The sequence below is a fragment of the Vibrio sp. T3Y01 genome (genome assembly GCF_013114525.1).
GTDB classification, from domain to species: Bacteria; Pseudomonadota; Gammaproteobacteria; order Enterobacterales; family Vibrionaceae; genus Vibrio; species Vibrio chagasii_B.
In genome coordinates, this window is the sequence record NZ_VTXJ01000001.1 from 401166 (window position 1) to 423159 (window position 21994).

The following is a 21994-nucleotide window of genomic DNA, read 5'->3' on the forward strand; positions in this document are numbered from 1 at the left end:
GGAACGAAGATGAATAGAAATGTTTGGCTGCTGTCACTGTGTCAGGCCTTATTAATGACAGGGAATATCTTACTGATTTCCGTGATTGGTTTGATAGGAAAACAGATTGCGCCCAGTGCCAGTATGATTACCTTACCAGTTGCGTTGCAGTTTTTGGGTTTGATGGCTGCAACCATTCCCGCTTCTTTGATTTCAGGTAAGTTAGGCCGTAAGCGAGGCTTTAGTATCGGTAATCTCGTCGGTATAACGGGGGCTAGCCTAGCAACTTACGCGCTATCACAACAAAACTTCTATCTGTTCTGCTTCGCCACCTTCTTACTCGGCATAGGTATTGGTTTTGGAACGCTTTATCGCTTCGCGGCTATTGAAGTGTGTGATGAAAATGCACGACACCGCGCAATCTCGATTTCAATGGCTGGTGGTGTCCTTGCGGCGGTACTCGGGCCGAACTTAGCGATTATGTCTCAGCAATGGTCGCAAGATGGTCTGTACATTGGAGCATTCGCTTCATTGATTGGCTTAAACATTTTAGCACTCGTTATCTTACAGACCATTCAATTCCCTAAAGTGTCGTTTAGTCACCAAGCGCCGAAGTCGGATTCTTTGAGTGCAATTGTAAAGGCGCCTAATTTCGTCGGAGCTGTATTTGCAGCGATGGTCGCCTATGCGGTGATGAATATTCTAATGACTGCAACACCACTAGCGATGATTGGCTGTGGTTTCGACTTTACCAAAGCGGCTGGTGTGATTGAGTGGCACGTGTTGGGTATGTTTGTCCCTGCCTTCTTTACTGGGTCACTCATCGAGAAGTTTGGTTCAAGAATGATGATCTTGGCAGGTGGGATACTGTTTGTGTTTTGTATTGCTATCAACATCCATGGTGAGTCGATTTGGCATTTCAGAGCGGCTTTGGTTTTACTCGGGGTAGGCTGGAACTTTATGTTCATCGCGGCAACCGGTTTGTTCAGTCAATCTTATCAACCGCAGAACAAAGCGAAGGCTCAAGCGTTTAATGAGTTTATTGTCTTTGGCTGTGTGACAGTAACGGCGTTGCTTTCTGGTTGGTTAGAGTCGACAGCGGGCTGGCAAAACCTCAATATCTACGTATTGCCATTTGTGTTAGCCGTTATCATATTGTTTGCATTTAGCGCACGTAAATCTCGCATTCAAAATCAACCTGTATGATGAGTTATCGCTTGTTTGGAGATATTAACTTCTTCATTTGAACAGAGCGTTAGGCTAGCTTTTCCGAAGCACAGACCAATAAAAAGCCCTACCGATGACGGTAGGGCTTTTGCTTACGGCTTAAATAATAACGTTTTCTTAAAACTGCTGTCCTGACTCATGCCAAAGACAGCAGTACTTAAGTTGGTTTATCAGTACGCACGTTATTGTCTACGTACTTATTTCAATGATTTGAGCTAGAAGCGACTTATAGGTTGACCATAATGGTCTTAGTCGTGATTCCGCCTTGGTCATCGATGATTTTTAGCTTCACTTCATGCTTTCCGTATGAAGGGAAGATAGAAGTGAATGTACGACCTCGTTTCACTTTTCCATTTGGTAATGTCCACTCTGTATCGACAATTCGCCCATCACTGTCTGAGCTTGTTGACCACATAGTGACCCAACGACCTAAGTGAATGTACTTCGCACTTGCTTGAGGAAGCGCGTTTGGAACCTCAACATTAACGATTGAGCTAAACGATGCGTTAGCACCTTTGTCGTCGACTACCGTAAGGCTGACTGTGTATTCGCCGGCTTCTTGGTAAGTCCATGTTGGCGCGATTTCACTGCTTGTTGCGCCGTTGCCGAAGTCCCATAGGTAGCTGATGATTTCGCCATCTTGATCCGAACTGAAGTTGCGAGCTGAGACGTTCAACCCATCTGTATTGAGTTCGAAGTTCGCTGTTGGCGCGATGTTGTGTTGGCTTACTTTCGACAGACGTACTACACCGTATTCGTTGACATCGCTTTGGTTAACAATGTCTACCACCAAGCCAAACTTAGTCAAAATACGACCCGAATCAGGAGCTTGTGGTGATGTGTAATCTTGGTCATCAGAGAAGCTCGCTGTACCCACTAGGCTTGTGTCCTGAAGCACATCGTTGTCACTGTTCACAAGACGCATAGGAGTATGATCTTTCAGTGAAAACGCGGCATCACGGACTTGGTAACGTGTTTGAGCGACTTTTCCTGAGTTTTGCCAAATCATGGCATTTTGGTCTGCATCGACCACACCTAACCAGCCTTCTCCTGGATGCTTGCCTACCCAGTTATCAGTGAGCGACTCATCGACATACCAAATGATCAGACCTGGATCGAACGACATGAGCTGGCCCATGCGCTTGATATTAGCCAAGCCTTCATCCACGTCCATATGACTGCGCCATTGCAGTAGGTAGTAGTGTTGAGCTTGATGGAAACCATTGCTCAATTTGAAGCCATTAAGCGCAAAGCTAGAGTTATCTTCGCCGTCATCTAGCGCAACTGTGTCACCGTCAACGATAAGGCTCAGGTTGTCTAAGTAGAAACCTTCCATGGCTAAGCCGCCATCGGTGATGTACTCGAACGAAAGCTCGACTTCTTGTCCAGCCCATTGAGAAACATCAAATTCAGCATCAATCCACCCGTCAGACTCACCACCTACCGCAGGCACTAGGCCGGTGTTGTAGGGGTCATCCATAGAGGTGATGTTGCCTGCGATGGCTTGCCCGTTCACAAGGACACGAGCAAAGTCATAGTCTTTCTCGATTTGGTACCAAGTTTTGAAGGTAAGAATTGCAGAATCGCCCGCCGGGATTTTCAGCTTACGGGTCATGCTATTTTTCAGGTCGTCGCCTTTTTGAGAGTGGAATGAGTACTCACCCTCGAACGGTTTCAAACCTTCGATTTGTTTCTCTGGAAGGTCGACCTTAATCATGTTCGGACGGGAGTTATCTGTCGTTTGGAACAAGGTGTAAATTTGTGGATTGTCTTCCAGGTCATCAATTGAGATTTGGTCATCATTAATCCAACGACCACCAATAGACTTCTGTAGGAAGTGTTTTGCCCAAGAACTGAATGCGGTTGGTTGAGTACCGCCAATTTGACCAGCCCAGCTGCCAGAAGACATTATAGACCAATAAGAGACTGGTTCACCCTTGCCCGTGTATTGCGTGTCGTACTCATCTGGAAGACCTAAATCATGGCCATATTCGTGAGCACAAACACCGGCTGCTGCGTCAATCGGTTGAATCGTGTAATCAAACGCCGCGTACTGGCCATTAAAGCGGTCTGGAAGCGAGCTAGAGGTGCCTTCTAGCACATGTGTGCGTCCAAGGTTGAATCGGTGAGACCAAATTGCATTAGGACCTAACACGCCACCACCGGCTTCTTCACCTACAGAAGCATGGAACACCATTAGGTGGTCAATTACGCCGTCTGGCTCACGGAAGTCTCCGTCACCATCGTAATCGTAGCGATCCTCAATATCGTAATCAGCGAGGTTGATGCTAGGGTCTTGAGCTAACTGGTTGAGGGCTTCGCGAACGAGCTCTTGAGCATTTAGGTCGTTATCCGTAGTCGGGGAGTTACCACCGTAGAAAGCTGCTGGCTTAGAAGCTCGATACCAACCTGCGGCTTGACCCGCCACACTGTAACTGTCGCCTGACTCACTTTGATAATACTGGCGCATCGAGATTAAGTTTTCACCATTTGGTCCGGTATAGCCCGAATCAGAAAACAGTAACTCTTGGTAGTGTTCTGGGTTGTAGCTCTCGTAGAGCATTTGTGTGTGCTCTTTAGTGAGCTTGTTATCGTCCCAGTTTAGATCAGGGAAGTCGACAAGCAGCGCGAGTACTTTGTCCGTGCGCTTGGTACCCACTTCCAGTGCGAAAACACTCGCTTTTTTGACGCCGGACTCTTTTTCGATGGCTTTTAGAATCTTTGCTCTCAGCTCCATGGCTTTTTTGCCAAATTGCGCATCACCTTTAAAACCCGAATTGATTTTATTTTTTAGGTAACGATCAAGGGCGCTGTGTTTTTCTTGATTGCTAGCGTTTTCATCTACTAAGCCTTGTCTTACTAGCATTTCAATTAGCTTATCTTCATTAACAACACCTAAATCAATAGGTGTTTTAGCATAACTGTTGACGCTAAATAGAGTAATCATTGCTGAAGCCAGCAACGTCTTTCTCATTATCTTCATTACATTTCCTTTTTATATTTCCATGTCGATATTAATATCAACTTCCTTCACCGGTGTTATTCACCGATATTGGTCTAATGCACTCTTTTGGTGCTTTATTTACCTGACGTTGGTTTTCTATATCTTTATTTAAATCGAGATTAGGCTGATGGTTCTTATTTGCTTTGGCATTGAGATAGATACGCAAAGCTTCTTGGTTTTCCTCATAATTTAAGCCTGGACAGATAATGCCCTGTTCAATCAATGACTTCAGCAATGGTTCATCATTCTCTATAGTGTAAGCCTGTGACAGTGAGGATAAGGACAGAACCATTAAAGCCATTGTTTTATGAGACATTGTTATAATTAGCCATTTGTTTCGATTATGTAACAAAATATATTTATAAAATTAACCAATCAAACTGTAAATTTTTACAAGTTATTGTCTATCCTATTTTCAACATTAAGAGTTAATATCAAATACCCTCAGGTAATTATCTTATTGTCACTTATTTATTGAATTTTGGTGAATTTATAGTTGATGGTTTTAATAGTAAGTATCAGTGTAGATAATATGGTTATTGTCTCTCATGTTAATAGAGGTAAGGCTTTAGATAGTAATAAAAATACCGTTATACTTTGTGTTGATATAAGAATAATGAATTTTATTGTCAGCCCAATGATGGATTATTCGTGTTTAAATTATTTTCACTCGAATTATCACGATTTCTTCGATTGAGGAGAGGTGAAAGCGCTTGTGGGCGCAATGTTACGCAAATTTTTGGGTTGGAGCGGCTGGTGGTAGTGGCGAACAAGTTGGGTAGTGAAAAAGCTGATGATTAAAGAGCCTGTGTGCCGGCTCTTTTACTAAAAGGTTTAAGGTGAGTTTTCGCTGTTATGATTGGGATACGTCGCGATAAAAGTAACGCTCACAAATCGTTGGTTTGACACGTTTAATAGCGTGCGAAATTAAAGCGACGATGAGAACTGAGAATACGATTCTTCCCCAGAATATGGTGTAAAAATCAGCCCCGATCAGTAAGATCAACAAGGTGTCTTCAATCAAACTGTGGAGCAGATTGAGTAGCATAATGGCGGTAAACACGTCTCTTGCGGCTATATGTCCTTTCTTTGCTTCGTTGATCAATAGACCTCCTCCGAACGAAAGACCGAGCGTGATCCCTATGATGGTTAGATTGGTCGCATCTTTGCTGATGCCTAGTAGTCTTAAAAATGGTCGTAGCAGCAGAGCCATTAACTTCTCGATGCCAAGAACCTTTAAAACTTTAAGTAACAGTAGCAGTGCTGAAATCACCATGAATATCACTGCAAAGTTTTTGAGTTGTTCGATAGCCCAACCGATGTAACTGTTATCTGACGATACTTCTGGCTGCCATAAGACGGTTGCTGGATAGTTGAGTAAATCTCCGTATTGATAGCTGAGATTCAGTAGCCATGCCAATACCAAGCTGCCGCCGACTCTGACTGATAAGGTGGCAAGCCAACTTACCCCTGCTTTTTTCGCGATTGCGCCTTCGATTGGTAGCGAATGAGCGAGCAGCATCATGCTGCCTAACACAGAAGCTTGAGCAACCGTTAAAGAAACATCGGAGTTGATGAGAATAATTAAGCCAGCGTATATATTGGTGAGGATGGTAGTAGCCCACACTAGGCCCATCTCTTTTGGTAACCCAACGCTTTCCATTATTGGGCTTAACCATTCACTCAGAATCACTATGCCGCCAAGCTCTTCTACGACTTTTATGACGATGATAATTGGAATCATGATCCGAAAAAGCGTTGAGGTAACATCGAAAATCTCTTTTAAGAGTTCTTTAAAAAATTGATAAGTGGATTTCATTGATACGTCCATGTTGCGACTGTTTGATTTAAGAAGATCTTATCGTGATTGCTGTGATCGTGATTTCTAAATCTCGTTATAAATTCGGCTATAATTTTTTAGTTACCTTTAATTGAGAAATTATTAGTCAATAAATAATGGATTTGAGAAATTATGGAAATCGACCGCATAGATAGAAGCATTCTTATCCAACTTCAAAAGAATAATCGTATTCCCAACTTAGCATTGGCCGAGCTTGTTGGTTTGTCACCGCCTGCCTGTTTAAAGCGTGTAAAACGTTTGAGAGAGGAGGGAGTGATCGTGGGCGATGTATCTATTATTAACCCTGAGCTTGCTGGTCATAAGATGACTTTGGTCGTGTCTGTCGAAATGGAGAGAGATAGAGGCGATATTTATCAAATTTTTCGCCATTCTATCTCGAAGGCTGCAGAAGTGACGCAGTGTTATCAGATCTCAGGCAGTTATGACTTTATGCTTATCGTGACTGTTAAAGATATCCAAGCCTACGAAGACTTTGTTGAGCGAGTGCTACGCAAAGATCTCAATATTCGTAAGTTCCACACCTCTGTATCAATGAGAACGGTGAAGTTTAGTACTGAATTGAATTTAGAAGAGGCGTAACCGAGAGTAGGACGTTTAGTACAAAATTGCAGCTATGTGAGGTAACTAGCTTAAATTCGTATAAATAGCAGGCATTTACGCAAAATGTGACGTTCACATTTTGTCATAACTTTAATAATTGTATATATTCCTCGCCTAAAATAATAATTAACCAAAGTTAATAATAATGACTGTCAGCTCATCTTCTCTATCTCGTGAAACGTTACTCAGCGAACACGAACAACTCGTATCCACGACGGACCTCAAAGGCGTGATTACTTACAGTAATGATGCTTTTTGTCGTATCGCAGAATACAGCCAGCAAGAGTTACTAGGGCAACACCACAATATCGTTAGGCATGGCGATATGCCTAAAGCGGCGTTTGCCGATATGTGGTTAAACCTTAAGCAAGGCAAAGCGTGGCGGGGTATCGTAAAAAACAAAACCAAATCGGGTGGATACTATTGGGTCGATGCTTATGTGACGCCAATTTACGATAATGGGAAGGTGAGTGGTTACCAATCGGTACGTGTGAAGCCTAAAAACGAATGGGTACAAGTTGCCGATAAAGCATACCAAGGTTTATTGAAGGCTGAGAAATCTGGTCGCCAATGGTCATTACAGATCAGTGATAGTGTTCGTTATGCTGTGTTGCTGGGCTCTCTGGCTGCACCGCTGATTTCAAACCTTGTCGAAGTAGGGCAAGTGTCCCAATGGCTTCTGAGTTTACTACCTGTCTCTGCTCTTGCGCTGTTGTTCCGCCAAGAACTCATCGACACACCTTTACAGCTGAAAAAACTGCAATCAAAGTTCGATAGCGTGAGCCGCCTAGTTTATTCAGGGAACAGTAAGTTTTCTGTGGCTGATTTTCACTTAAAACTTCTGTCTGCTCGTATACGCACTGTATTAGGTCGAATGACTGACTCAGCGAAACCATTGCAAGATTTGGCTGACAATCTTAATGCTACGTCGTTTGAAGTGTCTGAAGCGTTAGATCAACAAACCAAAGACATTCTGCAAGTACGTGAGGCAACCGAAGAGGTTGAATTAACCGCGAATGAAGTTTCGTCTCGTACAGAAGAAGCGCATCGGATTGTCGATGTGACTCTAGAGACTTGTGCTGGCGCTAAAGAGAGCATTAACCAAACTCATCGCAACCTTGAAAATTTAGCTTCACAAGCTGAAAGAGCGACACAAACGACTTACCAACTGAGCGATCAAGCGCAAAGTGTCAGTAAGATAATGGAAGAGATTGGTGGCATTGCGGAGCAAACCAACCTGCTGGCGCTCAACGCAGCAATAGAAGCGGCGAGAGCGGGTGAGCAAGGTCGAGGCTTTGCCGTAGTGGCTGATGAAGTACGTGCGCTGTCTGGGCGTACTTCGAACGCGACAGTACAAATCAAAGAGAGCATCGAAACCATGCTCACTACCATTGAAGGTTGGCAGAAAGACATACTGGCGAACAGAGAGCAGACCGATGCGTGCGGTGATGTGGCTAAGGTGAGCGCAGAGCGTTTATCTGAAGTTGAAAACTTGATGCAATCTATGAACGAGTTGATGCAGTCGGTAGAAAACTCAGCCCATAAGCAACGCACACTGTCGAGTGAGGTGAATCTTCACATGCAATCTATCGCGTCGACAGCAGAGCAGAATTTAGTTGCTACTCACTCAGTGAAGGATCATTCGACTGAGCTTAAAGAACAAGTAAACGAGTTCTATCAGTTAGCTAAACGTTTTGAAGAAAAGTAGCGACCTTAAATAACTTTATGAAAAAATAAAAGAAAGCCTTGCATGATGTGCAGGGCTTTTTTGTAGGTGAAGTGAAGGTTAGAAAAGCTTTGAAACAAAAATAAAACACCGTTCAATTGAGGTTGAGTTACACTTCTCATATTCCAATCAAAAGACAGAGCATCAGCATGCGCCCCCTTATTGTTACCACCATTTGCTTAAGTTTTATTAGTGTTCCTTGTATAGCCTCCAAAGGATCAAATTATCTCTATACGGGATATCAGAATACGAGGGTGAGCGACGATGGTTTTCAAGATTACTTTGATGGTGCTTACAATAACTCGGGGAGTAAGCAGCTTTACGGTGGCTATGTCGGCGGTAACTATGCCTTAAAGGATACTTTTTTCGTCGGTTTCGACTCTTCTGTGACCACACGCTCTTCGACGACACTGTCTGATTTGTCTGTTCAGTTGGGCTGGTATCATCCTATTACTTCGCAGGTTGAGCTTTACGCTTCTGGTGGGGTGAATTGGGTTAGGCCGCAGAGGCGTTCTTCGTGCCGAAATGACACTATCCTTGGACCGTGTGATAGAGAAACCACCAAAAACTACGATGAGGGCTTTATCGGTGAGGCTGGGGCGATTGTTTCGATTAACGAGCGTTGGTCGTTGCAACCATTTTATAGCTATTCTGACACGCATAAGCATGGCTTAAACAACTTTGGGATTGTGAGCTCGGTTGACGTTCTTTCTTGGCTCGCGGTCGATGCTGGGTATGAACACACTTATAGTAAAAGCCTAAACCAGAACACGCTTCGTCTTGGGGCAAGGTTTACGTTTTAACGGTGAAAGGCGAGATACAAAAAAGCCCTACATGAAAATGTAGGGCTTTTGGTATGCATCAACCTATTTCAAGGCGAGACAATTGAATCAAGATTAAGCTAGAAGCTCTTTCGCTGTGTTTACTACGTTTTCAGTAGTGAAACCGAACATCTTGAACAGTTCACCTGCAGGTGCAGATTCGCCGAACGTTGTCATACCGATGATCTTGCCACCGAAGCCAACGTACTTGTACCAGAAGTCAGCGATGCCAGCTTCTACTGCGATACGCGCTGTTACTTCAGAAGGAAGTACAGATTCACGGTACTCAGCGTCTTGCTTGTCGAATGCGTCAGTTGCAGGCATAGATACTACGCGTACCTTCTTACCTTCAGCTGTCAGTTCAGCCGCAGCGTTAACCGCTAGCTCAACTTCAGAACCTGTCGCGATAAGGATTAGCTCTGGCTTGCCTTCACAATCTTTCAGGATGTAACCACCCTTCGCGATGTTAGCTACTTGCTCTTCGCTACGCTCTTGCTGTGCAAGGTTTTGACGAGAGAAGATTAGAGACGTTGGGCCGTCTTTGCGTTCGATAGCCAATTTCCAAGCGACTACAGACTCAACTTGGTCACATGGGCGCCATGTGCTCATGTTTGGCGTCAGACGTAGAGAAGCGATTTGCTCAACTGGTTGGTGAGTTGGGCCATCTTCGCCAAGACCGATAGAGTCGTGCGTGTAAACTTGGATGTTCTGAACTTTCATCAGAGCAGCCATACGCATTGCGTTACGAGCGTACTCCATGAACATTAGGAACGTCGCGCCGTATGGTACGAAACCACCGTGCAGAGCGATACCGTTCATGATCGCAGTCATACCGAATTCACGTACACCGTAGTGGATGTAGTTACCCGCTGGATCTTCAGCAGAAACAGACTTAGAACCAGACCACATAGTTAGGTTAGAAGGTGCAAGGTCAGCAGAGCCGCCTAGGAATTCAGGTAACATAGCACCGAACGCTTCTAGTGCGTTTTGAGACGCTTTACGTGATGCGATGTTTGCTGGGTTAGCTTGAAGGTCAGCAATGATTTGGTTTGCTTTCTCTTCCCACTGTGCAGGAAGCTCACCGTTTACGCGGCGTTTGAATTCAGCTGCCAGCTCAGGGTGTGCTGCTTCATAAGCTGCAAGTTTCTCGTTCCACGCTGCTTCCTTAGCTGCGCCTGCTTCTTTCGCATCCCATTCTGCGTAAACTTCCGACGGAATTTCAAAAGGACCGTGCTCCCAACCAAGTTCTTTACGTGTAGCTGCAATTTCTTCAGCGCCTAGTGGTGCACCGTGACAGTCGTGTGAACCAGATTTGTTTGGAGAACCAAAACCGATGATAGTCTTAGTACAAATTAGAGTAGGGCGTGGGTCCGCTTTAGCAGCTTCAATTGCTGCGTTGATTGCTTCAGCGTTGTGGCCATCTACTGCTGGAATTACGTGCCAGCCGTAAGCTTCAAAACGCTTAGGCGTATCATCAGAGAACCAACCTTCCACTTCACCATCGATAGAGATGCCGTTGTCATCCCAGAAAGCGATAAGCTTACCAAGACCTAGCGTACCTGCTAGAGAACATGCTTCGTGAGAGATACCTTCCATCAGACAGCCGTCACCCATGAATGCATAAGTGAAGTGGTCAACGATGTCGTGGCCTTCTTTGTTGAATTGTGCAGCTAGAGTTTTCTCAGCAAGCGCCATACCAACAGCATTAGTGATACCTTGGCCTAGTGGACCCGTTGTCGTTTCGATACCCGGAGCGTAACCGTACTCTGGGTGACCTGGAGTCTTAGAGTGCAGTTGACGGAAGTTCTTAAGGTCTTCGATTGATAGCTCGTAGCCTGCTAGGTGAAGCAGAGAGTAAATCAGCATAGAGCCGTGGCCGTTTGAAAGAACGAAACGGTCGCGGTCAGCCCACTCTGGGTTTGACGGGTTGTGGTTTAGGTGATCACGCCAAAGAACTTCAGCGATGTCAGCCATACCCATAGGTGCGCCTGGGTGGCCAGAGTTTGCTTGTTGTACGCCGTCCATGCTTAGAGCACGAATAGCATTAGCTAAATGTTTACGGTCCATAATAACTACCAGTGTTTAAATATTGGATTGGAAATTGAAAGGGGAACGCAAACGTTCCCCTTTTTTAATTCTTTGTGATTACAGCTTAGCTGCGATCATGTCTTCTAGTTTGCCTTGGTCAACTGCGAAGTTGCGGATACCTTCTGCAACTTTCTCAACGGCCATTGCGTCTAGGTTGTGCTCCCATAAGAACTCAGCGTGAGTCATTGGAGCTGGGCGCTCTTTAGAGCCTTTAGAGTCAACTAGCTTCTCTACAACTTCACCTTCAGCAGCTTCTAGTTCAGCTAGAAGAGCAGGAGCGATAGTTAGACGGTCACAACCAGCAAGTTCTAGGATCTCGCCAATGTTACGGAAGCTTGCGCCCATAACAACCGTGTTGTAGCCGTGCTCTTTGTAGTAGTTGTAGATATCAGTTACTGAGATTACGCCTGGATCTTCAGATGCTTCGAAGTCGCGACCTTCTTTCGCTTTGTACCAGTCCATGATACGACCAACGAATGGAGAGATAAGGAATACGCCAGCTTCAGCACATGCACGAGCTTGTGCGAAAGAGAATAGAAGCGTTAGGTTACAGTTGATGCCTTCTTTCTCTAGGATTTCAGCAGCGCGGATACCTTCCCAAGTTGAAGCTAGTTTGATTAGGATGCGATCGTTAGTGATACCAGCATCGTTGTACATTTTTACTAGTTGACGTGCTTTTGCAACGCTGCCTTCAGTGTCGTAAGAAAGACGAGCATCAACTTCAGTTGAAATACGACCTGGGATTGTTTTCAGGATTTCTTTACCGATGTTTACTGCAAGCATGTCACAAGTGTCTTGAACTTGTTGTGCTTTATCAGAGCTTTGTGCTTTAGCGTATTCAATTGAAGCATCGATAAGCGGTGCATACTCTTCGATTTGAGCCGCTTTAAGAATCAGAGAAGGGTTAGTTGTTGCGTCTTCTGGCTGGTACTTTTTGATTGCATCAATTTCACCAGTGTCTGCTACTACTGTCGTTAGTTTACGAAGTTGCTCTAATTTGTTGCTCATTTTGATCATCCTATCTATCGCATTACATCTCGTGAGAAGAGAGATGTGGGCATTTGCAAGCTAACTAATGAAGTTCTCAGTGGAGTTTCCAGTGAGCCAAACTTACATTAATTTAAATTTTTCTTCGAACGAACATTTGCACAGAACATTTGATCGCTCGATGAGTAAATGATGTAGCCATATTTATCCGATCTAGCACCAAAGTCAACGATAAATAGTGCGGTATGGTGACTTCAGTCAAATATATTTCGCTCTAGTAATCATGGGCTATGCAAGCAAACGTTTAATACGCGGAGTGAGGCGAATTAATCAACAATAAAACCATGGCTATCACCTTGAGCAAATGTTCCTTGTTGTTACATATGTTCAGGGTGTAAACTTGTGTATCACTTGCTTAGCCATCGAACATTTGTTCTTCAAGCAGGTAAAATAATTGTTAAATATAGGTTGAGTGGTATATGAGTAAGAATATCCAAGATGTTTCCGAAGAAAACACTGATCTCCTGACTGAAGTCGCGGTTGCTTATTATCAGGACGGTGCCACCCAAGAAGAGATCTCGAAAAAGTTCTCTATCTCTCGTGCAAAGGTTGGTCGTATGCTCAAGCAAGCCCGTGATGAAGGTATTGTTGAGATAACCGTTAAGTACCACCCAGTCTTCAGCGCCAAAATCGAGCAACGCTTAATTGAACGTTTTGGTGTTAAGCGTGCACTTGTCGCTCTGGATCAGCCGAATGAAGAGCAACAACGACTTCAGGTCGCAGGCTTAGTGTCTAACTACCTAACCAGTACACTAAAAAACGGCATGGTGGTAACAGTAGGCCAAGGTCGTAACGTGTCTTCTGTTGCTCACCATACTGGTGTAATTACCCCTCGTGATTGTAAGTTCGTGTGTGGCATAGGCGGCATTCACCCTAGAGGCGGTATGTTCAATGCTGACCACATCTGTCGACAGCTAGCGAAAAAGTACGGTGGTTCGTCTGAAACTTTGTATGCGCCTGCTTATGCAGAGAATAAAGCGCAAAAAACCGCCTTTATGGAAAACAGCACAGTAAAGCAAACACTCGATCTCGCTCGAAAGGCAGATGTTGCTTTAGTGGGTATCGGAGACATGAGCGAAAACAGTTACATGGTTGACCTAGGTTGGTTTACCGCAGGCGAAGTGGTTCAATCTCGTTTATTACAGGGCGTTGTTGGTGACTTTGCTGGCTATGACTTTTTTGACGTTCACGGTAAAGCGGCAAACACCGTTATGAGTGACCGAGTCATCGGCTTAGGGTTAGAAGAGTTTCGCCCAATCGCTGAGGTGATTGCGATAGCTGCCGAGAACAGTAAGCCGCTCGCGTTGTTAGGTGCTCTAAGAACTGGCGTGGTTGATGTAATAGCAACCAGCGTAAGTAATGCACTAACCGTACTGAACTTAGATGAGCAGATGACATTAATTGATAAATAAATTATTTATTGTTGTTCTTCCTTTTTAATGCGCTTTTATTCTGATTAAAAATGGGTGGGTTATTTAGCCTACCCATTTAACTATATTATTTATATTGCTATAAATTAAATTTATATAAGATTAGGTATAATTATTATTTATAGGTTTAGTTAGAAACTTAATTGGTTTACGTAAATCCCCATTGATAAAGTCGCGTTGCATTTAACGCATCAATTATCTCTTATTGAGAAAGAATTATTAATGGGATTATCCTAATGAGGACAAAACTAATTTGTACCTTCATAACAGCGTTATTAGCTGTTAGCACAGTACAAGCAAGCACTTTACCTGCACCAATTTGGCATACGATAACTTTTGTTGACGGCAGTTCTAAAGAACTGCGGTTAATGGGCTCTCAGCATATGTTTTGGTATCAAGACCAAACAGGTAGCCTCTATATCCAAGACTCTGACAGTCAATGGTATTTTGCTAGATATGAAAAGAATGAAGAAGAGCAAGGCAGAATAGTTTCCACTGGAGTTCTAGCTTCGAGTGAGACAGATGTACCTTCTGAATCTAATGTTAGGCATATAAAAATAGAGCCAACATACTTCAATGAGCTAATTCAATCACCCGCGGCTAACAACAAGAGGTTTAATTATATAAGGAACCAAAGTTCGCATGAAAGTCGAGCTTTAAATAATAAAACAATAGAGCAGCCATTATTAGTGGTACAGGTTAGCTTTTCAAACGAAAAAGTGGACCATGACTTTCAGTCGACGATATTTGGAATCAATCAACAAAGCGTCCAAGATTACTTTCTAAAAAATAGCTACGGTAACTATAAAGTTGTTCCAGCGAAAGAGGGTGAAGGAACAAAGAATGACGGTGTCATTAATGTCACTCTAGATATTGAACATCCAAACTGCCACTCCAAATCAGAGCGTAATTGCCAAACTAAACTCAATAATGTGTTTGAAAAAGCGTATGAAGCTTTAGACGTGGATTTCAATCTTGCTCAATACGACTCGAACAATGACGGCAGCATCTCGCCTCAAGAACTCTCCGTTATGTTCGTCTTTGCGGGTAATGATAAATCTAGCGGTACACGAAAGACTCCAACGATTTGGCCTCATAAGTACGCTCACAGTACCGTCGAGATTGATGGAAAGCGAATCAGCACTTATTGCTTGTTTGCTGATTATCAAGACGACCATCAGTCAACCATGGGAGTAATAGCGCATGAACTTGGGCATTTAATGTTGGGTTTGCCGGATCTTTACTCTTATAAACATGACGGCTCAATTGGACATTGGGGGTTGATGGGAGGCGGAAGCTGGGCAAGAAAGCCTAGCGACGAGTACGCAGGTCAGACTCCAGTAAACATGCTGGCATGGAGTAAAGAGGCGTCAGGTTTTCTTAAGCCAACCGTTCTTTCGGAGAATGGCCAGGTCCAAATTGACACTATTAAGGGAGAAAGTGTGATTCACCTTGACCCATACTTAAAGCAGTTTGGGCCTCGAGCTTATATAGAGAACCGACGCAAAACCGATTATGACCAAGCACTTCGTGGCGAAGGCTTGCTCATTACGGCGGTAAATATAGATAACCAGTTCAATAGTGATGGGCCGATGCAGGTTCAGATATTTCAGGCTGATGGCGATGGGCAACTCGAGAGTGGGTTTTCATCCGGTGACTCGGGCGATATTTTCCCCGGCAGAGAGACAGTGACGAATCTCTCTGATGATTCTGAACCATCTTTGACTGACATTACTGCGGGAAGAAGTACCGATGTAACTATCTCAAATATTAGTAGTGATGCTGATAAGGCGACATTTTCGTTAGCTATTCCCAATGCGACCACTAAGTCGTCTTGGGTCACGTCATTTGGCCGAACTTATCCACGTTATAGTACAAATACAAACGTACTTGGGTTCGCCATTGACGTTGTTGAGGGGCGTGAGGATATCGTAGGGCTGCACTTCTACGCTAAGGCGACGAGTTTTGCTATGCCGATGTTTTATCGCCTGGTTGAATACCCGTTTCAATCAAGGTTTGGTAATGCAGTGATTAATGAAGCTGCTGGCCGTCTATTGCATCGAGGTGTTGCGCAGCAAGGTGGTGGGCAGATTATTTTTGATGAGCCTGTAAAGCTTGGACTTGGATCCAAGTTACTGGTGTTAGAAATTGAAAACGGGACACCTGAATATTCAACACAGTTTTTAGATGCTTACTTGGGTGACGGACAGAGGAAAACGCAATTCTTAGGCGCAATATCTGAGTATAAAACTCGAGGTTTGAGCCGTGGCTTCGGCCAAAACTTCCCTTTTGCGGTACTTTTTGAACAACCAAGCCAATCCAAGCCTATTGTGGTAGATGACTCTGTCGTTACGGAAGAAGACAGTCCGTTTATGCTCAACTTATTGGCCAATGACCTCAACTTGCCTAGATCTCACCCGTATTCAATTGAGATAGGTCGTAAGCCAGCTAAAGGTGTTATCAGAGGTATTACATATTTCCCCTCGAACAACCAGTTTGGACGAGATAGTTTTACTTATCGTCTTGTTGATGGTGGTGGATACCAAAGTGATTACGCGACTGTTGAGGTTGAAATTAGGCCGGTTAATGATGTTCCCCAATTTAAGCTCAATAAGATTCAGGTTGGTGCTGTAGCTGGTGAGAAAGTGGTATTCGAAGTAACGACGATTACGGATGTTGATTCAGCTGAACATCAGGTCACTTGGACTCAGACAGAAGGTGCTAGATTAGTATTGGGTGGTACACAATCGAAAACATTGACTATACATGTACCAGACGGAGCGTTGGAAGGTGAAAAGTATCGATTGAGTGTTAAGGTGGCGGACCCCGTAGGTGGATATGCCGAACAGTCGGTCACTATTGATGTGCGAAGAAAGAAGGCATTGTTGTTGGAAACGAAATCTCTACAAGTCAAATATGGTGATGAAGTCCAATTGTTTCCAAATATTAATGGTGAGGTGAAAGCATTAAATATTCTTGAAGCCCCGCGTAATGGGGTAGCTAATATAATCGATGCTCAGATTGTTTATAATGCGCCTGCAGAGCGCAGGCTGGCTTTATATGACAATATTAAATATAAGGTTTTATTGTCCGGTGGTGATGAGTGGGTTGGTTCTTTTGATATAGAAGTTTTGCCTAATGTTTCCAACGAATCAGAGGTGACATTGAATCAAGGAGAATCGTCAGGAGGCAGCTCTTCATTGTCTATTCTTTTTATACTTTGTTTACTCTCTAGATTACGAACGAAACGCTGAAATAAAACCATAAAATAATTATGCATATACGAAAGGGCTATAGTTATCAGCCCTTTTTTTTGCGCCTGACTTAACCTCATTTCAGAGTAAAAACAGCGTATTTTGTCGCATTTTCTGGAATTAAGTAATATTAATAGGTGTTTAGTTTCATTTGATGGCAATCTAGATCACAAATTTGAACAATCATTCTCTTGAGTGATTTTTGACCTGAAGTCTTATAAATGTCGACTTTTTGCATAAATTTCAAAGCTTTTGTAGCGCTTTAAGGTGGTGACTGCATACGTTTTGGTTATAATTGTGTTGATTGTCATTTGTCTGGAGGAGGTGTTCTGTAAGGGGCCTGGTGGACAAATGACAAATAAAATATGTTGTTTGTAAAAGCACATAAGGACTTGTGAATCAGTTGTTGTTGCAAAAAGATATCTGTATTTATTGAGATGCATATAAACATTATTTATGACTTTATAAATAATGTTTTTTTGTATCTCAATGGCACTATTGTTACTTTTACGCTGATTTTTAATAAGAATAATTAATAAAAGAACGCAACATCGGGGTAGTTTGCACCATGAAAAACGTCAACAGGTCTATCGACGTAAAATATTTAAGAACATTTTCACACGTTGCTAAGCACAAAAGTTTTACAGCTGCTGCTGAGTCTTTGTTTATGACACAGCCTGCTGTATCCCAGCACATTAAAAAGATCGAGAGTACAATAGGGGCAAGTATTTTTGACCGAAAAGAAGGATTTTTACTGACTAAACATGGAAAAGTATTACTGGATTATGCTGACCAAACCATGTCCATGTATGAAAGGTTATTTGAAGACCTAGAAAAAGTTGAACTACGAGATCAATTTAACATAGCGATCGCTGAGTCGTTTTGTTTCGATATGGTCAATCGAGTCATTAATGAATTTCGGATGCTGAACAACATCGACTTGTCCATAAACAGTTTTACTAAGTCTTCTTCGTTGGACCTGTCGCGTTATGACTTAATATTCACTATGGATAGAATTTCACAAGGAAACGGAAAATCTTATCAATTAAAAACGGTAAACTATGTGATCGCACATTCAAATTCACTTGACCCTTATGAGTGCTATCCACAGAGAGTTGTTTTCTGTAGCTCTTTGTCTAAGTCATATGTTCAAGAATTACTTAACAATTATAATATTGATTCGTCTCACGTAACGAGTTGGGTTAAAACAAGTTCATGCCAGTTGCTTAAAAATGAACTCGAGACCAATGGGACGGTTTTAATATTTCCTGAGTGGTCGGTATGTGATGAAAAGTGTAAGACAATCCCGTTACGTCAGAAAGTTAATATGTATGTCTGGTGCAGTGATGAAATTTCACAAGAACTAGAAACTTTAGGGATAAAAGATAAAATACAGCAAATTTTTCAGATTAGTGATATTTCCGAACCGGGAATAAAGCATAATATTATGTGACTAATTTGATAGTGTTGAAATTGTGCTGAAAATAAAACAACTTAAAGCAATGGGTATCCCATAAGGGATACCTTTTTTGTAGCTATTGAAACGCTTTATCTTACCGATTATATACATTATTAAAACTAACCCCCCTCCCATAAAACCTATAGAAATCAAGGTTGCAATGACTAAATTAGGTTGAATCCCAACGACCAATGCTGTCAGTAACTTAACATCGCCAGCACCGATTACCTTGAGGTACCAAAGTAAAACTCCAACAACGAAACACACAATAGAGATCGGCAGGGATGAAGCCAAATAACCGTTTGATAAGGCTACAACCAGGTTAACTACCAATGCAATTTTATTTAAGTTGTTTGGTATTTTCCTGTGTTTCCAATCAAAAATGCATACACAAGAAAATATTGAGAGATTTAGAGCGATTAAAAATGAGTAATTGATTATTTCTATATTCATAAATAAAGGGTATCTATGATTATGTCTCATATCAATAAAATTGTAATTAAAAATCATTATGAAGTCATAAAAATAGTTTATCTATTTCTTAAATAAGATTCTGTTATGCGATCATAATAACTATTAATTGGATGTATATTTTTCAATCCGGTAACTTTCATTTCGCAATTTCAATAAGACCAATGGTCGATATACTTTTTAGAGGATTACTATGTACTACAAAACTTTAGCAAAACTAGCTGAACTAAAAATGAAGTTCGAAGATGATATTCGCGGTGTTACTGCGGTGGAATATGCAATTATTGCTGTTGTAATGTCAGCTTTAGTACTTGCTGCATTTCAAACTGATGCGCTTAAAAATGCAATTACTGGTGCCTTGACCAAGGTTACAACCAACTTGACTACTGCGACTACAGGCAAATAAACGGCCACTAAGAATAATATATTAAGGGGCTTTGGCCCCTATTTTAGGCTTAATATGAACAGAATTATCATTCTCCTTCTTATCGCTTTCTCTATTTTTTCAACATTGATATATATCAACAGCAACTATATTTCATCGGACGAAGAGCCACAACAAGTCCAGAAAAAAGAAGAACCCAAAGTGAGTATTTTAGTCGCTCAAAAAGAGATCAAACGCTCTCAACCCTTGACTCCCAATTTTTACGAGAAGAAGTTTGTCCATATATCGGACTTAGACGGCTATTACTATACCTTAGAAAAAGACATCGTTGTTCAACCTGGGGCTCTTTTTAAAGAAGACATCAGGGAAGGTACTTATTTAACACAAGAGATGATTTCAAACCCGGGCGACCGAGATTATATGTATCTGTCGCTTAATGATGGTGAATTACCTTATTTTTATGAAGTAACGGGCATTGGGGTTGTACAAACATCGACCCTCACTCCTGGCGATAAAGTGAGCTTTGTTTCTACTACATCTTCAAAATCAAACCTCGTAGAGAGTGGATATGGAGACATCGGTGATTTGGTCAGTCGAGTCATTATTAGTGGAGCGCGAGTATTACAGGTGATTAAAGGTAGCGAAGATACCGACTCACAAGATGCTGAAGATAAAAAATACAGCTTAGTTATTGCTCTAAATATGCGCAGTGTATTGAAACTCGAAATGGCTCAAAAAATTGGGGATGTAAATATCATTCCTTCAGAAATTGAAAACCGTTATTTATCTATTCGCAGTAGTGACTTATTAGAAACACAGTTTGGTGTCAGAGAACTACGTGGTAAGGACTAACATGAATTTAAACAAACAACATATAGCCTTGCTATTGTCTGCAATTCTCTCTTGCCCATTGCTCGCATCTGAATTGATGAACTTAGATCAAGGTGCGGCGAAGACCATTAATTTAAAGAGACAGATATCGACAGTATTTGTAGCGAACCAAGAGATCGCTGACTATAAAATTATTGATGAAAACAAGGTTGTCGTTTATGGCGTTGGCCAAGGCACTACCTCAGTGATTGTTTATGATCGTGGAGGAAACGAAATTTACAATGCTGAATTGGTGGTGAATCAAAGCTTAAGGCTACTAAAGCAGACGCTAATCGCGCGATTCCCTGATGAAAACGTAGTGGTTTCCAATGTCGGTGATCAAGTTGTACTCGATGGCATTGTTGGCAGCGAAGAGATTAAACAGAAGATTAATCGCCTTGTTGGTGAAATGCTTAATAAAGAACGTCGTCGTGCCGCTTACGAACTCAAAGATGGAGACGGCGAAGCGCTAGACGAACTCGAGTACACCGCACAATATAACTACGACCAAGTGATTAATAACTTGAAAGTGCTTACTACCGAGCAGATCAACGTAAAACTAACGGTTGCGGAAGTCTCGAGTTCATTTTTAACAGAATTGGGTGTGACTTATAGTGACAGCGGTGAGCCAGGTACTTTTGTTAATAAGCTGCTCGACTTTACTGCTCAAGATATTGTTGCTGTTATTTCTGCGAGCGGTGATGACAAGATTGGGCGCGTACTGGCAGAGCCAAATCTATCCGTTATTTCTGGCGAACAGGCTAGCTTCTTAGCGGGTGGTGAAATCCCAATCGCGGTGCGAGACGAAGACGGCATTACCATCTCCTATAAAGAGTATGGTGTTAAATTGGCGATGGTGGCGAAGGTCACGGATACAGAGAACATCCGCTTAACCTTGATACCTGAAGTGAGTTCAATTGATGAATCAAACAAGACCACTACAGGGCTTATTTCCGTGCCTTCGTTACGCACCAGAAGAGCCCAAACCACGGTCCATTTGAAAGATGGACAAAGCTTTGTACTCGCTGGATTACTGACATCAGAAGAGCGCGAATCGTTAACCAAGATTCCAATTTTGGGGGACATCCCAATCTTGGGTGCACTGTTTAGTCACACCTCTACTAACCGCTCTAAAACTGAACTCATTATCGTCGCTACAGTTAATTTAGTCGATCCAGTTGAGCAAGAGCAGGTCAAGCTGCCGAGCTTTAGGCGTACCAGCGACCTTGAACGACTCCTGAGAATCGACCTTTCTGAACTTGATGAGCCAGAGCTAGAAAACACAATTAACCAAGGAGGGTTCAACTGATGAAATGGATCGCTATTACTCTACTAGCACTGCTTGCCTCAGCTTGTTCACATGTTGATAGCACGAACACCAGTATTATTGAGCAGCTAGAAGAACGCTTCGAGTTTGATACGACGAGCAGCGAAGATTCAATGTCACGCTCTGTGGCTTTTATTCGAGAGCTTAATGCAAGAGAGCCTAAGTCAACGTTCTACGTCAAATACAAACCAGATGCGAGTGAGTTCGTGGCTAAGTTACGAGACAGGTTTAAATCGGAGTCGATTGCCAAAGACAGATACAAAGTCGAACTTGCCGCTGACGATCAGCAGAAAAATATCCTGATCATAGGGCGATACGTCCGCATTAAAAGCAGTGACTGTGGCGTGATGGTGTTTTCGAAACGTGAAGACTACCAATTTGGCTGTAGTGTTGAGCACAACCGCAACATTAGTTTGGTTAACCCAATCAAAAAGGCGAAGTAGCG

17 protein-coding genes are annotated in these 21994 nt (G+C 42.6%); 11 read left to right on the forward strand and 6 right to left on the reverse strand.

The genetic code is table 11. The annotated features are described in order from the left end of the window. Positions 1 to 9 precede the first annotated feature (9 nt). Positions 10 to 1185, forward strand: a complete 1176-nt coding sequence (locus F0232_RS01715) for an MFS transporter (protein WP_061032331.1) — start codon at positions 10 to 12, stop codon at positions 1183 to 1185. Between the two features lie 247 nt (positions 1186 to 1432). Here the strand turns inward: F0232_RS01715 and F0232_RS01720 are convergent, their stop codons facing one another. The 3 genes from F0232_RS01720 to F0232_RS01730 form a co-directional block, all read right to left on the reverse strand. Continuing rightward, positions 1433 to 4189 carry an immune inhibitor A domain-containing protein gene (locus F0232_RS01720; RefSeq protein ID WP_105058330.1) on the reverse strand — a complete coding sequence of 919 codons (2757 nt, stop codon included), beginning with the start codon at positions 4187 to 4189 and terminating at the stop codon, positions 1433 to 1435. Positions 4190 to 4226: 37 nt separating this feature from the next. Next, positions 4227 to 4526, reverse strand: coding sequence for a hypothetical protein (locus F0232_RS01725; protein WP_061032333.1), 300 nt, complete (start codon positions 4524 to 4526; stop codon positions 4227 to 4229). Positions 4527 to 5063: 537 nt separating this feature from the next. Then, complete coding sequence (locus tag F0232_RS01730; RefSeq protein ID WP_061032334.1) at positions 5064 to 6029, reverse strand: hypothetical protein; 966 nt, start codon at positions 6027 to 6029, stop codon at positions 5064 to 5066. Between the two features lie 153 nt (positions 6030 to 6182). On the opposite strand from F0232_RS01730, the gene F0232_RS01735 reads away from it, so the two are divergent. The 3 genes from F0232_RS01735 (at position 6183) to F0232_RS01745 (ending at position 9200) form a co-directional block, all read left to right on the forward strand. Then, on the forward strand, positions 6183 to 6650 hold the full coding sequence (locus F0232_RS01735; RefSeq protein ID WP_105058329.1) for an Lrp/AsnC family transcriptional regulator: 468 nt from the start codon (positions 6183 to 6185) through the stop codon (positions 6648 to 6650). Between the two features lie 166 nt (positions 6651 to 6816). After that, on the forward strand, positions 6817 to 8379 hold the full coding sequence (locus tag F0232_RS01740) for a PAS domain-containing methyl-accepting chemotaxis protein (RefSeq protein ID WP_105058328.1): 1563 nt from the start codon (positions 6817 to 6819) through the stop codon (positions 8377 to 8379). Between the two features lie 272 nt (positions 8380 to 8651). Beyond that, positions 8652 to 9200 (forward strand): hypothetical protein, encoded by a 549-nt coding sequence (locus tag F0232_RS01745; protein WP_258166815.1) that lies wholly within the window; start codon positions 8652 to 8654, stop codon positions 9198 to 9200. Between the two features lie 93 nt (positions 9201 to 9293). On the opposite strand, the gene tkt is transcribed toward F0232_RS01745, so the two are convergent. Both tkt and tal read right to left on the reverse strand, forming a co-directional pair. Then, the gene (gene tkt, locus F0232_RS01750) at positions 9294 to 11285 is read right to left on the reverse strand and encodes a transketolase (RefSeq protein ID WP_105058327.1); all 1992 of its coding nucleotides are present in this window, start codon (positions 11283 to 11285) and stop codon (positions 9294 to 9296) included. 78 nt (positions 11286 to 11363) lie between these two features. Beyond that, on the reverse strand, positions 11364 to 12314 hold the full coding sequence (gene tal, locus F0232_RS01755; RefSeq protein WP_105058326.1) for a transaldolase: 951 nt from the start codon (positions 12312 to 12314) through the stop codon (positions 11364 to 11366). Between the two features lie 458 nt (positions 12315 to 12772). On the opposite strand from tal, the gene F0232_RS01760 reads away from it, so the two are divergent. The 3 genes from F0232_RS01760 (at position 12773) to F0232_RS01770 (ending at position 18490) form a co-directional block, all read left to right on the forward strand. After that, positions 12773 to 13765, forward strand: coding sequence for a sugar-binding transcriptional regulator (locus F0232_RS01760; RefSeq protein WP_008216278.1), 993 nt, complete (start codon positions 12773 to 12775; stop codon positions 13763 to 13765). Positions 13766 to 14019: 254 nt separating this feature from the next. Next, positions 14020 to 17037 (forward strand): M6 family metalloprotease domain-containing protein, encoded by a 3018-nt coding sequence (locus F0232_RS01765; RefSeq protein ID WP_105058325.1) that lies wholly within the window; start codon positions 14020 to 14022, stop codon positions 17035 to 17037. Between the two features lie 568 nt (positions 17038 to 17605). Beyond that, positions 17606 to 18490: a LysR family transcriptional regulator gene (locus F0232_RS01770; RefSeq protein WP_061032338.1), complete on the forward strand. Its 885-nt coding sequence runs from the start codon at positions 17606 to 17608 to the stop codon at positions 18488 to 18490. On the opposite strand, the gene F0232_RS01775 is transcribed toward F0232_RS01770, so the two are convergent. Next, positions 18491 to 18949, reverse strand: a complete 459-nt coding sequence (locus F0232_RS01775; protein ID WP_061032402.1) for a prepilin peptidase — start codon at positions 18947 to 18949, stop codon at positions 18491 to 18493. A 211-nt stretch (positions 18950 to 19160) separates the two neighbouring features. On the opposite strand from F0232_RS01775, the gene F0232_RS01780 reads away from it, so the two are divergent. From F0232_RS01780 to F0232_RS01795, 4 genes are read left to right on the forward strand one after another with little or no spacing between them, the layout of a single operon-like run. After that, positions 19161 to 19373 carry a Flp family type IVb pilin gene (locus F0232_RS01780; protein WP_061032339.1) on the forward strand — a complete coding sequence of 71 codons (213 nt, stop codon included), beginning with the start codon at positions 19161 to 19163 and terminating at the stop codon, positions 19371 to 19373. 54 nt (positions 19374 to 19427) lie between these two features. Further along, positions 19428 to 20204: a hypothetical protein gene (locus F0232_RS01785; RefSeq protein WP_061032340.1), complete on the forward strand. Its 777-nt coding sequence runs from the start codon at positions 19428 to 19430 to the stop codon at positions 20202 to 20204. 1 nt (position 20205) lies between these two features. Continuing rightward, positions 20206 to 21531: a type II and III secretion system protein family protein gene (locus F0232_RS01790; RefSeq protein WP_061032341.1), complete on the forward strand. Its 1326-nt coding sequence runs from the start codon at positions 20206 to 20208 to the stop codon at positions 21529 to 21531. Beyond that, positions 21531 to 21992, forward strand: a complete 462-nt coding sequence (locus F0232_RS01795; protein WP_105058324.1) for an ATPase — start codon at positions 21531 to 21533, stop codon at positions 21990 to 21992. Before F0232_RS01790 ends, F0232_RS01795 begins: the two co-directional genes overlap by 1 nt. Positions 21993 to 21994: the final 2 nt, after the last annotated feature.